Raw genomic sequence first — 13,072 nt, 5'->3', positions numbered from 1 at the left:
TAAACTTCTCTTTTTTCTTCTAAAAATTAAAAAAAGTAGACAATTTTTTTATAAAAGCCTTTACAAAAAAAAATAAAGTGGTATAATTGAATTATAAATAAGTGCAAACGTTTTCGTAAAACGTTTGCCTAAATAAAATAAAGGAGATTTGAATGATGAAAGCTACATTCAAAAATGTCTTGTCTTTCGAGTTTTGGCAAAAATTCGGTAAGGCTTTGATGGTGGTTATCGCTGTTATGCCGGCTGCTGGTTTGATGATTTCAATCGGTAAGTCACTTGCAATGATTGACCCAAACCTTGCCCCACTCGTTATTACTGGTGGTGTACTAGAGCAAATCGGTTGGGGGATTATCGGTAACCTTCATATTTTGTTTGCCCTTGCTATTGGGGGAAGCTGGGCAAAAGAACGTGCAGGTGGTGCATTTGCAGCTGGGCTTGCCTTTATCTTGATTAACCGTATCACAGGTACTATCTTTGGAGTTACAAGTGATATGCTGAAAAACCCTGAGGCTATGGTCACTACTCTCTTTGGTGGCTCAATCAAAGTTGCTGATTACTTCATCAGTGTTCTTGAAGCACCAGCATTGAACATGGGTGTTTTTGTAGGGATTATCTCTGGTTTTGTAGGGGCAACTGCCTTTAACAAATACTACAACTACCGTAAACTTCCTGATGCGCTCTCATTCTTCAATGGGAAACGTTTCGTACCATTTGTAGTTATTCTTCGTTCAGTAATCGCTGCAATTGTACTTGCAGCTTTCTGGCCAGTAGTTCAAACAGGTATCAATAACTTTGGTATTTGGATTGCAAACTCTCAAGAAACAGCTCCAATTCTAGCACCATTCTTGTATGGTACTTTGGAACGTTTGCTCTTGCCATTTGGTCTTCACCACATGTTGACAATCCCAATGAACTATACAGCTCTTGGTGGAACATACGAAATCCTTACTGGTGCAGCTAAAGGAACTCAAGTATTTGGTCAAGACCCACTTTGGCTTGCTTGGGTAACAGACCTTGTTAACCTTAAAGGTTCAAATGCTGACCAATACCAACACCTTCTTACAACTATCACTCCAGCTCGTTTCAAAGTTGGTCAAATGATCGGTTCATTCGGTATCTTGATGGGTGTCATCGTTGCTATCTACCGCAATGTTGATGCTGACAAGAAACACCAATACAAGGGTATGATGATTGCGACAGCCCTTGCAACATTCTTGACAGGGGTTACTGAACCTATCGAGTATATGTTTATGTTTATCGCAACACCTCTTTACCTAGTGTATGCTCTTGTTCAAGGTGCTGCCTTTGCTATGGCGGATATTGTTCACCTTCGTATGCACTCATTCGGTTCAATTGAATTCTTGACTCGTACTCCGCTAGCTATCAACGCTGGTCTTGGTATGGATATCATTAACTTTATCTGGGTAACTGTCCTCTTTGCAGTCATCATGTACTTCATTGCCAACTTCATGATTAAGAAATTCAACTATGCAACTCCAGGACGTAACGGAAACTATGAAACTGCTGAAGGAGCATCAGAAGATGCAGCTCCAGGAGAAACAAAAGTTGCAGCAGCTTCTCAAGCTGTAAATATCATTAACCTTCTTGGTGGTCGTGCAAACATCGTAGATGTAGATGCATGTATGACTCGTCTTCGTGTAACTGTTAAGGATGCAGATCGTGTTGGTACTGAGGAACAATGGAAAGCAGAAGGCGCTATGGGTCTTGTCATGAAAGGACAAGGTGTCCAAGCTATCTACGGACCAAAAGCTGACGTATTGAAATCTGATATCCAAGATATCCTTGACTCAGGTGAAGTAATTCCTGAAACTCTTCCAAGCCAAATGACAGAAGCTCAAAAAAATACTGTACATTTTAAAGGTGTAACTGAGGAAGCTTACTCAGTAGCTGACGGTCAAGTTATTGCCTTGGAACAAGTGAAAGATCCAGTCTTTGCTCAAAAAATGATGGGTGATGGTTTTGCAGTAGAACCAGCAAATGGAAACATTGTATCTCCAGTTACAGGTACTGTATCAAGTATCTTCCCAACAAAACATGCTCTTGGTCTTGTGACTGAATCAGGTCTTGAAGTACTTGTTCATATTGGTTTGGATACTGTAAGTCTTGAAGGAAAACCATTTACTGTTCACGTTTCTGAAGGACAAAAGGTTGCAGCAGGTGATCTTCTTGTGACAGCTGACTTGGATGCTATCCGTGCAGCAGGTCGTGAAACATCAACAGTGGTTGTCTTTACAAATGGTGATGCTATCAAATCAGTTAAATTAGAACAAACTGGTTCTCTTGCAGCGAAAACAGCAGTTGCAAAAGTAGAATTGTAATATACTTGAGGTTGGAAGCTGTTTTCCAACCTCTTGTTTTAGGAGAAAAGCATGAAATTTTTAACACTCAATACCCATAGTTGGATGGAGAAAGAAGCAGAAGAAAAATTCCGGCTCTTGCTCCAAGATATTCTTGATAAAGACTATGATTTGATCTGTTTTCAAGAAATTAATCAAGAAATGACTTCGCCGGAGGTAGAGGTTAACAATCACTATCAAGCTTTACCATCAGCAGAGCCCATTCATCAGGACCACTATGTACGACTCCTGGTTGAAAAATTGTCTGAGAAGGGAAGAAGCTACTATTGGACCTGGGCCTATAACCATATCGGTTACGATCGCTACCATGAGGGTGTTGCCATCTTGTCCAAAACACCTATTGAAGCGCGTGAGATTTTGGTTTCGGATGTTGATGATCCAACAGACTATCATACTCGCCGCGTCGCCTTGGTAGAGACAGAAGTTGAAGGCAAGGAACTCGCTCTTGCAAGTATCCATCTTTCATGGTGGAATAAAGGTTTTCAGGAAGAATGGGCTCGATTCGAAGCTGTACTGAAAGATTTGAACAAACCTCTAATATTAGCAGGTGATTTCAATAATCCATCTGGACAGGAAGGCTATCAAGCTATCCTAGATAGTCCATTAGATTTACAAGATGCTTTTGAAGTTGCTAAGGAGAGAAGTGGTAGCTATACAGTACCACCAGAAATTGATGGTTGGAAAGGCAACTCAGAACCACTTCGAATCGACTACGTCTTTACGACAAAAGACTTAGAAGTAGAAAGCTTGCATGTGGTTTTTGATGGGCAGAATAGTCCACAAGTCAGTGACCACTATGGTTTGAATGCCATTTTAAACTGGAAATAGAAAATGAAAGGGATTGCTCCCTTTCATTTTTTGCTAGTCGGACTTAACTACTGAAAATGTTCAAAATATGGTATAATGGTTAGATAAATAGAATCGAGGATAATATGTCATTTACGAAATTTCAGTTTAAAAACTATATAGAAAAGGCATTGGAGGAGTTGAAGTTTACGACTCCTACCGAAGTTCAGGAAAAGTTGATTCCTATTGTCTTGGCAGGTCGTGACTTGGTGGGCGAGTCAAAAACAGGTTCAGGAAAAACCCACACTTTCTTACTACCCATTTTTCAGCAATTAGATGAAACCAGCGATAGTGTGCAAGCAGTGATTACTGCACCAAGTCGTGAGTTGGCTACTCAGATCTACCAAGCAGCCCGTCAAATCGCAGCCCACTCAGAAGTAGAAGTTCGTGTGGTTAATTATGTAGGTGGTACGGATAAGGCGCGTCAGATTGAAAAACTTGCCAGCAATCAACCACATATCGTTATTGGAACGCCCGGTCGCATCTATGACTTGGTCAAATCTGGTGATTTAGCTATTCACAAGGCCAAGACCTTTGTAGTTGATGAAGCCGATATGACCTTGGATATGGGATTCTTGGAAACCGTTGATAAGATTGCAGGGAGCCTTCCAAAAGACTTGCAATTCATGGTCTTTTCAGCGACAATTCCACAAAAATTGCAACCGTTCTTGAAAAAATACTTGTCAAATCCTGTCATGGAGAAAATCAAGACTAAAACAGTCATTTCTGATACCATTGATAACTGGTTGATTTCAACCAAGGGCCGCGACAAGAATGCTCAGATTTACCAACTGACTCAGTTGATGCAACCTTATTTGGCAATGATCTTTGTTAACACAAAAACGCGTGCTGATGAATTGCATGCCTACTTGACTGCCCAAGGATTGAAGGTAGCAAAGATTCATGGAGATATTGCCCCTCGTGAACGCAAGCGGATCATGAATCAGGTGAAAAATCTGGATTTTGAGTACATTGTCGCAACGGACTTGGCAGCGCGTGGAATTGACATTGAAGGCGTCAGCCATGTTATCAATGACGCCATTCCGCAAGACTTGTCCTTCTTTGTTCACCGAGTTGGACGTACTGGGCGCAACGGTCTACCTGGTACAGCGATTACCCTTTACCAGCCTAGTGATGACTCGGATATCCGTGAGTTGGAGAAATTAGGGATTAAGTTTACTCCTAAGATGGTCAAAGACGGAGAGTTTCAAGATACCTATGACCGTGATCGTCGTGCCAATCGTGAAAAGAAGCAGGATAAGCTTGATATCGAAATGATTGGCTTGGTCAAAAAGAAAAAGAAAAAAGTTAAACCGGGTTATAAGAAGAAAATCAAATGGGCGGTTGATGAAAAACGCCGCAAAACCAAGCGTGCTGAAAATCGCGCACGTGGCCGTGCAGAGCGGAAAGCCAAACGCCAAACATTTTAAGAACAAAATTGGAGCTGAATGGCTCCTTTTTGTAACTTTGTTTTATAAATTATCGAAAAGAATGCAAAAATGAGTAAAAAGTGGTATAATGATAAGGTTATATAGTCCCGATAAGATGGTAGGTATTCATTACTAGTAGTTTTCCTATCAGTACTTTGTAACTCTATAACAATATTTTTTAAGGGGGGACATTTTTATGTCAGAACGTAAATTATTCACGTCTGAATCTGTATCTGAGGGGCATCCAGATAAGATTGCAGACCAAATTTCAGATGCGATTTTGGATGCTATTTTAGCCAAGGATCCAGAGGCGCACGTTGCTGCTGAGACAGCTGTATACACTGGTTCTGTCCATGTTTTTGGTGAAATTTCTACGAATGCCTATGTAGATATTAACCGTGTGGTTCGTGATACCATTGCAGAGATTGGCTATACGAATGCAGAATATGGTTTTTCTGCGGAAACAGTTGGAGTTCATCCATCGCTTGTTGAGCAGTCACCAGATATCGCCCAAGGTGTTAACGAAGCCTTGGAAGTCCGTGGAAATGCAGATCAAGATCCGCTTGATTTGATTGGAGCAGGAGATCAAGGTCTTATGTTTGGGTTTGCAGTAGATGAGACAGAGGAACTCATGCCATTGCCAATTTCACTCAGCCACAAACTGGTTCGTCGCTTGGCAGAACTTCGTAAGTCTGGTGAAATCAGCTATCTTCGCCCAGATGCAAAATCACAAGTTACAGTTGAGTATGATGAAAATGACCGTCCGGTACGTGTGGACACAGTCGTTATTTCAACTCAGCACGATCCAGAAGTTAGCAATGAACAAATCCATCAAGATGTGATTGACAAGGTTATCAAAGAAGTTATTCCAGCTTCCTACTTGGATGAGCAAACAAAATTCTTCATCAATCCAACTGGTCGTTTTGTAATCGGTGGACCTCAAGGAGACTCAGGTTTGACTGGTCGTAAGATCATCGTGGATACCTATGGTGGCTATTCTCGTCATGGTGGCGGTGCCTTCTCTGGTAAGGATGCGACGAAGGTGGACCGTTCAGCCTCTTATGCGGCTCGCTACATTGCCAAGAATATCGTGGCAGCAGGTCTTGCTAAGAAAGTAGAAGTGCAATTGGCCTATGCCATCGGTGTGGCACAGCCTGTTTCTGTTCGTATCGATACTTTCGGTACAGGAACAGTAGCTGAAAGCAAGCTTGAAAAAGCAGCGCGTCAAATCTTTGATCTTCGCCCTGCAGGAATTATCCAAATGCTGGATCTTAAACGTCCAATTTACCGTCAAACAGCGGCATATGGTCACATGGGACGTACAGATATTGACCTTCCATGGGAACGTTTAGACAAGGTAGAGGCTTTGAAAGAAGCGGTGAAATAAAATTAAAAGATTGGTAGTACACAACTACCAATCTTTTTTGTAAGTGAAGACCAGCTTTTAAGTTGGTCTTCTTATTTTATAGGGATTGAAATCTCAATCAATTTATCCGAATAGAGGGTTTTGATATTGGCTTCATCGATGCTTCCCTTGTCGATTTTACGTTTCAAGAAGAAGTCTTGGATGGTTTCAATTTCGGGTTCACGAATAGCACGGTGTTTGTTGGAAATGAGGATTTCATAGTGAAGCGGGGCTTGTGTGAAAACCACATCTGTATTTCCGGCCGAATAGACCTCGACAAGAGTTGCGTCAGTACTTTCTAATTGGTTTTTAACAAGTTGCGAGTGTGAATTAGTCGTGTTGATAAGCTTCATAACAGTTCCTCCGATTTTCTAACTCTATTATAGCACTTTTTGGATAAAATCGTGTATTTTAGCCAATTCTATGCTGGATTTTCCAAGCTTCAATTCCCCATTTATGGCTACCACGTTTGAGTTTTTCAATTGCTTCATCAATAGGAAACCAAGCAATATGATTAAAATCTTCCAATGGTTTTTGTGCTTCTTTGAAAGAAATAGCTTCATAGAGATAAGCTGGATTGTAGTAGTAGGTATCACGGTGGCGAGAGTAGAAATACTCATCAGCTTGCCCATAATAGGTTCCAATCTCAGCTGTAAAGCCAAGTTCTTCGATTAGTTCTCTCTTCAGTGCTTCTTGATGATCTTCGCCTGCTTCAATCTCTCCACCTGGCAAGAACCAAGCACCATTGGGAGCTTGGACTAAGACGATTTGTTTTTTTTCTGCATCCGGAATAACTGCGTACACGCCATAGCGAGGCTGGTAAGTCACATTCTCTTTTTTTTCACCAAAAGTTGGGTTTGCCATTGCATTTTCCTCATTCTGTAGTATCTTTATTATTATCATAATGGACGAGGCGCTAGCTGTCAAGAATAAACCAACGAACTTGTGCAGAAATAGCTACTTTGTCTTGATCAATACTTGTCTAGTTAAACTTTCCAACCCTAGCCCTCTAACTGGTATAATAAAAGAGAGGTGATTTTATGGCAGAATCAAGACTATTTCGTATCCTATATCTACTTTTAGAAAAAGGTAGCATAACGGCTCCTGAATTAGCCCGATTATTTGAAGTATCTGTACGAACGATTTATCGCGATATTGAGCGGTTGAGTATGGCTGGGATTCCCCTATATTCAGTACCTGGAAAGGCGGGCGGAATCTTTTTAATGAAAGACTTTGTTCTGGATCGTACTCTCGTATCGGAGGATGAAAAATTAGAACTTCTGTCAGCTTTGCAAGGAATTCAAGCCCTGACCGATGATAGGCAAGACCTGTTACTTGAAAAATTGGAATCTATTTTTCAAGTTTCTACCAGCCCTTGGATAGAAGTAGACTTGACTGACTGGAGAAAGCGAGAAGGTCAAAAAGAATTATTTGATAACATCAAACATGCTATTCTAGAGAAAAGGCAACTGGTGATCACTTATCTAGGTGGGAATGGTCAGAAAACGATTCGTACAGTCGAGCCCTTTAGACTCATATTTAAAAAGAGAGATTGGTATCTTTATGCCTACTGTTGTTTGAAAGAAGAGTGGCGTTTTTTCAAATTATCCAGAATTAGGAATTATCACCTAACAATTAAAACTATGAAGCAGAAAAATGTGCTGGATTGCGTCGATAGTTCAGATCAAGTGGTAAATCAAATCGAAGTTTCCTTGAAGTTTAGCCCCAAGCTTGCTTTCCGGGTTTATGAAGATTTTTCAGAAGATGAGATTAGCTTGGGGAAAGATGGATGTTATTATGTCAAGACAGTCCTACCAGAGCATGAAAGTCTGTATACTTACCTCCTGTCTTATTTAGATGGAGTGGAAATACTCGAACCCGATTATGTGAAGAAGGAACTACTTTCTAGAGTAGAAAAAATCCAAAAACTTTACAAACCTTGACAAAAGATGTCAGGGTTTTGGTGCTATACTAGAGACAGAAAGGAGAAGAACCAAATGAAATACGAATGGAGAAAAGAAGCGAAAGATCTTTATCAAGTGAAGGCTAGACCCAGCATCCTGCAGGTACCAGGTCAATCCTATATCGTGATTGATGGTAAAGGTGATCCAAATCAAGAAGATTTTTCAGAACGCGTAGGGGCCTTATATGCCTTAGCCTATGCGATAAAGATGAAGTATAAAAAAGCTCCTCTGGATGAGGTTTACACTGATTTTACTGTCTTTCCTTTAGAAGGTGTATGGAAAAAGGAGAAGGAGGGAGAACTGGTAAAAAGTGAGCTTTCTTATAGCATTATGATTGGGCAACCCGATTTTATTACGAGAGAACTATTTGAAAAAGCTTTGGAAGAGGTGAAAATCAAGAAGCCAAATCCTCTCTATGAGGCTGTTCGTTTTGAAAAGATAGAAGAAGGCCCAAGCCTTGCTATGCTTCATGTAGGACCTTTTGATACTGAAAATGAGACTTTTGCAGAGATGGAGCATTTTTGTCAACTTCATAAGCTCAAAAGAACTTCGGAAGTCCACCGAGAAATTTATCTCACTAATCTTCATCGAACGGAGCCAAGCAAATTAAAAACAATTCTTCGCTATCAAGTTCAAGAAGAGAATTAAAAAAGAACAGGAAACAAGATTTCCTGTTCTTTTTTACGAGTTCTAATCTTCTCTTTCAGAAGTATTCTCTTTGATTTTTTCAGTTTTTTTGGCAGATTTGATTTGAATCTTGCCATTGCTTGTCATAACTGCCTTGAGGTCTTTTTCACTTGGATTTTCAAGGTAGTAGTCAGTGATGGCATCCTCAATATGGTCTTGAATGGTACGGCGGAGTGGGCGTGCCCCCATTTTTGGATCATAACCTAAGTCAACCAATTTTTCCTTGACCTTGTCTGTCACATCGAGGTGGATATTGTTGCTGGAGAGGCGTTTGTTGACATCCGCTAGCATGAGTTCAACGATTTGGAGAAGGTTGTCCTTGCTGAGAGGTTTAAATTCGATGATGCCATCAAAACGGTTCATAAACTCTGGACTAAAGAAGTTACCGAGTTCACCGAGAACAGAGTTGGTTCGACCTTCACGAGCAGCTCCAAAACCAACGCTGGCTTCGGCCTTACCAGTACCCGCATTTGAGGTCATGATAATGATGGCATCCTTAAAGCTAACTGTACGTCCTTGCCCATCTGTCAAACGACCATCATCCAAGACTTGAAGGAACATGTGCATCACATCTGGGTGGGCTTTTTCAACTTCATCGAGAAGGATGAGTGAGTAAGGATTGCGACGAACCTTTTCAGTCAGTTGACCAGCTTCATCATAGCCTACATAGCCTGGAGGGGCACCGACTAATTTAGCCACACTGTGTTTTTCCATGTATTCACTCATATCAAAGCGAATCATGCTGTCAGCAGAACCAAAGAGCTCAATGGCTAGTTGTTTGGAAAGTTCTGTTTTACCGACACCAGTTGGTCCGACAAAGAGGAAGCTTCCGATTGGTCGGTTAGGAGTTCCAAGTCCAACACGATTACGACGGATGGCTTTGGCAATCTTATCGACAGCTTCATCTTGACCAATGACATGAGCTTTGAGGTCGTCTGCTAGATGGATAAGCTGAGACTGTTCTTTTTCTTTGAGTTCTCCAACAGGAATATTGGTTTTCTGCTCAATGATATGTTCAATGGTTTTCTCGCTAATGATAGGAGTATCTTGGTCAGTAACCTTGTTTTTCTGCATTTCCTTGTACTTGGCAATCTGATCGCGGAAATAGGCAGCCTTTTCAAAGTCTTCCTCTCGAGTAGCTTGAGCCTTGAGATTCTCAGCTTCAATTAAACGCTGATCAATCACTTTAGGATCAACAAAGTTCAGTGTCAGATTCATCTTAGAACCAGCTTCGTCCAATAGGTCAATAGCCTTGTCTGGCAAGAAACGGTCTTGGATATAGCGGTTGGAAAGATTTGCAGCAGCTTCGATAGCAGCATCAGTATACTTTACGTGATGGTAGTCTTCGTATTTCTTTTGAACCCCTTTAAGGATGATAATGGTTTCTTCGACAGTTGGTTCATCTACCTTGACAGGTTGCATACGGCGCTCTAGGGCAGCGTCTTTTTCAATGATACGGTATTCATTGAGAGTAGTGGCACCGACCAGTTGCAATTCACCACGGGCAAGGGCAGGTTTGAGGATATTTCCTGCATCCATATTGCCATCGCCAGCAGATCCTGCACCAACAATTTCATGGATTTCATCGATAAAGAGGATGATGTCCTCGCGTTTGCGAATTTCTTCCATGAGTTTTTGCATACGTTCCTCAAATTGGCCTCGGATCCCTGTTCCTTGAACTAGGCTAACCACATCCAGACGGATGACCTGCTTGCCTTGGAGTTTATGGGGAACATCACCATCGACAATCTTCTGAGCTAGACCTTCTACAACAGCTGTTTTACCGACACCAGGTTCTCCGATAAGAACAGGGTTGTTCTTGGTTCTTCGGTTGAGGATTTCGATAACTCGGATAATCTCCTCATCTCGACCGATAACAGGGTCAATATCTCCTCGACGGGCTATTTCAGTCACGTTGATACCATACTCCTCTAGGAGTCCTCTTTCTTGGCTAGGAGGAGGTGTTTGAACAGGTCCGCGGTTTTGAGGTCCATAACCACCGTTTCCTCCATATCCCCCACCAGATTGAGTTGGAGGGACGTTATTAGAAGAAGGTTTGAAATTGTTCAAGTCATTGAAAAAGTCGCCGAATGGATCAAAGTCATGATTGTTTAAGTCAGTCATTCCTTTAAAGAGGGTATTATTTGGATCTGTTTTGATAATTTTATAGCAGTTTTGACAAAGATCAATTTGCTTTTGCTGTCCATTGATATTGGTATACAGATGAATTGTTGAGTCGTTTATTTTACAGTTTTGACAGAGCATACCTCTACCTCATTTCATTCGTATACTTGGCCTAAGAAAAAGGTCAAGAATAGTCAAAGTTTTATACTCTCATTATAGCATGATTAAGGTGTAAAGCAAGTAAAAAGATTGGGAAGTGGTCGTTTTTAAAAGAAGGATTTATGGAGAATCCAGCGACATTGAAGGTAAGAAAAAATCCCATTTGTGGTGACAAAAAGGATTCTCATTCATCGGGCCTTACTGCCCGTTGTTTTTATATTAGTAAAGGAGTTCGTAGATCTCCATTGCAATCAAATCAATGCTATCAAAGGTATAAGTTTCACGAGCTTCTACATCGCGAAGGGTGAAGAGTGATCCGTTTTCTTCGTCGTGGCTGTATGCAACTTCTGCGACAACAACACCTTCACGTTCAAAATTACGTTTTAGATTCCCACCATCTTTTGTCATTGCTTCTAGGCGGTTGATGATTCTAACCAAATGTGATTCCATTATGATTCTCCTCCATTTCTTATCGTTTCTATTTTACCATAAACAAGAGGTAGTTGACTAGAAAAAAACTGTGATTTCTCTCTATTTCTCTATTCTATCAAGTTAATTGTTAAAATTGGTGAAAAAGGATTGCATTTTAATTCAATTCATGTTATAATCATACAATCTAATACATAGAAAGTTGATTGAATATGAATTTTTCTTTTTTACCAAAGTATTTACCATATTTTAACTATGGTGCTCTGATTACCGTATTGATTTCCATCCTTGTTGTCTGCTTAGGAACTATTATAGGTGTGTTACTGGCCTTTGCCCAACGTTCACGCTTCAAACCGCTCGTTTGGTTTGCAAATGTGTATGTTTGGATTTTCCGTGGGACGCCAATGATGGTTCAGATTATGATTGCCTTTGCTCTTATGCATATCAATGCTCCGACTATCCAAGTGGGAATTTTAGGAGTTGATCTTTCTCGTTTGATTCCTGGTATTCTGATTATTTCTATGAATAGTGGAGCTTACGTTTCAGAAACTGTTCGTGCAGGGATCAATGCGGTTCCTAAAGGTCAGTTAGAGGCTGCTTACTCTCTTGGTATTCGTCCGAAAAATGCCATGCGTTATGTTATTTTGCCACAAGCTATCAAAAATATTCTTCCAGCTCTGGGAAATGAATTTATCACCATTATCAAGGATAGTTCCCTCTTGTCTGCAATTGGGGTGATGGAGTTGTGGAATGGTGCAACGACAGTAGCAACAACAACTTATTTACCGTTGACTCCCCTTTTATTTGCAGCCTTTTACTATTTGATTATGACCTCTGTTTTGACAGTGGCGTTGAAAGCATTTGAAAAACATATTGGACAAGGAGACAAGAAATAATGACAGAAACCTTGATTAAAATTGAAGAACTACATAAGTCTTTTGGGAAAAATGAAGTTTTAAAAGGGATCAACCTTGAGATTAAACGAGGAGAAGTTGTGGTCATTATCGGTCCGTCAGGGAGTGGGAAGTCAACTCTCCTTCGTTCGATGAATCTCCTTGAAGAAGCAAGTAAAGGTAAGGTTATCTTTGAAGGAGTTGATATCACTGATAAGAAAAATGACCTTTTTGCCATGCGTGAAAAGATGGGCATGGTATTCCAACAATTCAACCTCTTTCCCAATATGACAGTGATGGAAAATATCACTTTGTCACCAATTAAAACCAAAGGTGAAAGCAAGGAAGTTGTGGAGAAAAGAGCACAGGAACTGTTAGAAAAAGTTGGCTTGCCAGATAAGGCAACGGCCTATCCACAGAGTTTGTCAGGTGGTCAGCAGCAACGGATTGCTATTGCACGTGGACTGGCTATGGAACCAGACGTTTTGCTCTTTGATGAGCCAACTTCAGCTCTAGACCCTGAGATGGTTGGAGAAGTTCTAGCTGTTATGCAAGACCTCGCTAAATCAGGGATGACCATGGTGATTGTGACTCATGAAATGGGCTTTGCGCGTGAGGTAGCAGACCGTGTCATCTTTATGGCGGATGGAGTTGTTGTCGAAGATGGTACGCCAGAAGAGATTTTCGATCAAACAAAAGAACAACGGACCAAGGAATTTTTGAGTAAGGTTTTGTAATACCTCATTTTTAGAAGAAA

The 13,072-nt window shown here is 40.8% G+C and carries 12 protein-coding genes; 8 read left to right on the top strand and 4 right to left on the bottom strand.

All coding sequences use genetic code 11. The features are described 5' to 3' along the window. Positions 1–152 precede the first annotated feature (152 nt). The 4 genes from KZX55_RS03030 (at position 153) to metK (ending at position 6,041) form a co-directional block, all read left to right on the top strand. On the top strand, positions 153–2,339 hold the full coding sequence (locus KZX55_RS03030) for a PTS transporter subunit IIBC (RefSeq protein ID WP_248023980.1): 2,187 nt from the start codon (positions 153–155) through the stop codon (positions 2,337–2,339). Between the two features lie 51 nt (positions 2,340–2,390). Then, positions 2,391–3,206 carry an endonuclease/exonuclease/phosphatase family protein gene (locus KZX55_RS03025; protein ID WP_248023976.1) on the top strand — a complete coding sequence of 272 codons (816 nt, stop codon included), beginning with the start codon at positions 2,391–2,393 and terminating at the stop codon, positions 3,204–3,206. Positions 3,207–3,310: 104 nt separating this feature from the next. Then, positions 3,311–4,654, top strand: coding sequence for a DEAD/DEAH box helicase (locus tag KZX55_RS03020; RefSeq protein WP_033584969.1), 1,344 nt, complete (start codon positions 3,311–3,313; stop codon positions 4,652–4,654). 196 nt (positions 4,655–4,850) lie between these two features. Continuing rightward, on the top strand, positions 4,851–6,041 hold the full coding sequence (gene metK, locus KZX55_RS03015; protein ID WP_084868471.1) for a methionine adenosyltransferase: 1,191 nt from the start codon (positions 4,851–4,853) through the stop codon (positions 6,039–6,041). Between the two features lie 71 nt (positions 6,042–6,112). Here the strand turns inward: metK and KZX55_RS03010 are convergent, their stop codons facing one another. Both KZX55_RS03010 and KZX55_RS03005 read right to left on the bottom strand, forming a co-directional pair. After that, entirely contained in the window at positions 6,113–6,412 is a 300-nt protein-coding gene (locus tag KZX55_RS03010) for a DUF1827 family protein (RefSeq protein WP_000767187.1), read from the bottom strand. A gap of 58 nt (positions 6,413–6,470) precedes the next feature. After that, positions 6,471–6,923 carry an NUDIX hydrolase gene (locus KZX55_RS03005; protein ID WP_247941633.1) on the bottom strand — a complete coding sequence of 151 codons (453 nt, stop codon included), beginning with the start codon at positions 6,921–6,923 and terminating at the stop codon, positions 6,471–6,473. Positions 6,924–7,099: 176 nt separating this feature from the next. On the opposite strand from KZX55_RS03005, the gene KZX55_RS03000 reads away from it, so the two are divergent. Together KZX55_RS03000 and KZX55_RS02995 are read left to right on the top strand one after the other, a co-directional pair. Continuing rightward, positions 7,100–8,002 (top strand): helix-turn-helix transcriptional regulator, encoded by a 903-nt coding sequence (locus tag KZX55_RS03000; RefSeq protein ID WP_248023972.1) that lies wholly within the window; start codon positions 7,100–7,102, stop codon positions 8,000–8,002. 54 nt (positions 8,003–8,056) lie between these two features. Then, entirely contained in the window at positions 8,057–8,671 is a 615-nt protein-coding gene (locus KZX55_RS02995) for a GyrI-like domain-containing protein (RefSeq protein WP_248023967.1), read from the top strand. A 42-nt stretch (positions 8,672–8,713) separates the two neighbouring features. Here KZX55_RS02995 and KZX55_RS02990 read toward each other — a convergent pair whose 3' ends face one another. Continuing rightward, complete coding sequence (locus tag KZX55_RS02990; protein WP_248023950.1) at positions 8,714–10,975, bottom strand: ATP-dependent Clp protease ATP-binding subunit; 2,262 nt, start codon at positions 10,973–10,975, stop codon at positions 8,714–8,716. 237 nt (positions 10,976–11,212) lie between these two features. Then, complete coding sequence (locus KZX55_RS02985; RefSeq protein ID WP_000443577.1) at positions 11,213–11,443, bottom strand: DUF1797 family protein; 231 nt, start codon at positions 11,441–11,443, stop codon at positions 11,213–11,215. A gap of 191 nt (positions 11,444–11,634) precedes the next feature. Here KZX55_RS02985 and KZX55_RS02980 point away from each other — a divergent pair, with 191 nt between their 5' ends. Beyond that, on the top strand, positions 11,635–12,318 hold the full coding sequence (locus tag KZX55_RS02980; RefSeq protein WP_001011622.1) for an amino acid ABC transporter permease: 684 nt from the start codon (positions 11,635–11,637) through the stop codon (positions 12,316–12,318). Then, positions 12,318–13,052: an amino acid ABC transporter ATP-binding protein gene (locus KZX55_RS02975; protein ID WP_045617436.1), complete on the top strand. Its 735-nt coding sequence runs from the start codon at positions 12,318–12,320 to the stop codon at positions 13,050–13,052. Before KZX55_RS02980 ends, KZX55_RS02975 begins: the two co-directional genes overlap by 1 nt. Positions 13,053–13,072: the final 20 nt, after the last annotated feature.

The organism is Streptococcus halitosis (assembly GCF_023147855.1).
GTDB classification, from domain to species: domain Bacteria; phylum Bacillota; class Bacilli; order Lactobacillales; family Streptococcaceae; genus Streptococcus; species Streptococcus halitosis_B.
This window is presented reverse-complemented; position numbering and strand designations above follow the sequence as displayed.

Bases quoted from the DNA above. Each gene is read 5' to 3' on its own strand.
- KZX55_RS02990 (WP_248023950.1), bottom strand. From the start codon at position 10,975: ATGCTCTGTCAAAACTGTAAAATAAACGACTCAACAATTCATCTGTAT.
- KZX55_RS03020 (WP_033584969.1), top strand. From the start codon at position 3,311: ATGTCATTTACGAAATTTCAGTTTAAAAACTATATAGAAAAGGCATTG.
- metK (WP_084868471.1), top strand. From the start codon at position 4,851: ATGTCAGAACGTAAATTATTCACGTCTGAATCTGTATCTGAGGGGCAT.
- KZX55_RS02995 (WP_248023967.1), top strand. From the start codon at position 8,057: ATGAAATACGAATGGAGAAAAGAAGCGAAAGATCTTTATCAAGTGAAG.
- KZX55_RS02985 (WP_000443577.1), bottom strand. From the start codon at position 11,443: ATGGAATCACATTTGGTTAGAATCATCAACCGCCTAGAAGCAATGACA.
- KZX55_RS03010 (WP_000767187.1), bottom strand. From the start codon at position 6,412: ATGAAGCTTATCAACACGACTAATTCACACTCGCAACTTGTTAAAAAC.
- KZX55_RS02980 (WP_001011622.1), top strand. From the start codon at position 11,635: ATGAATTTTTCTTTTTTACCAAAGTATTTACCATATTTTAACTATGGT.
- KZX55_RS03025 (WP_248023976.1), top strand. From the start codon at position 2,391: ATGAAATTTTTAACACTCAATACCCATAGTTGGATGGAGAAAGAAGCA.
- KZX55_RS03000 (WP_248023972.1), top strand. From the start codon at position 7,100: ATGGCAGAATCAAGACTATTTCGTATCCTATATCTACTTTTAGAAAAA.
- KZX55_RS02975 (WP_045617436.1), top strand. From the start codon at position 12,318: ATGACAGAAACCTTGATTAAAATTGAAGAACTACATAAGTCTTTTGGG.
- KZX55_RS03005 (WP_247941633.1), bottom strand. From the start codon at position 6,923: ATGGCAAACCCAACTTTTGGTGAAAAAAAAGAGAATGTGACTTACCAG.
- KZX55_RS03030 (WP_248023980.1), top strand. From the start codon at position 153: ATGATGAAAGCTACATTCAAAAATGTCTTGTCTTTCGAGTTTTGGCAA.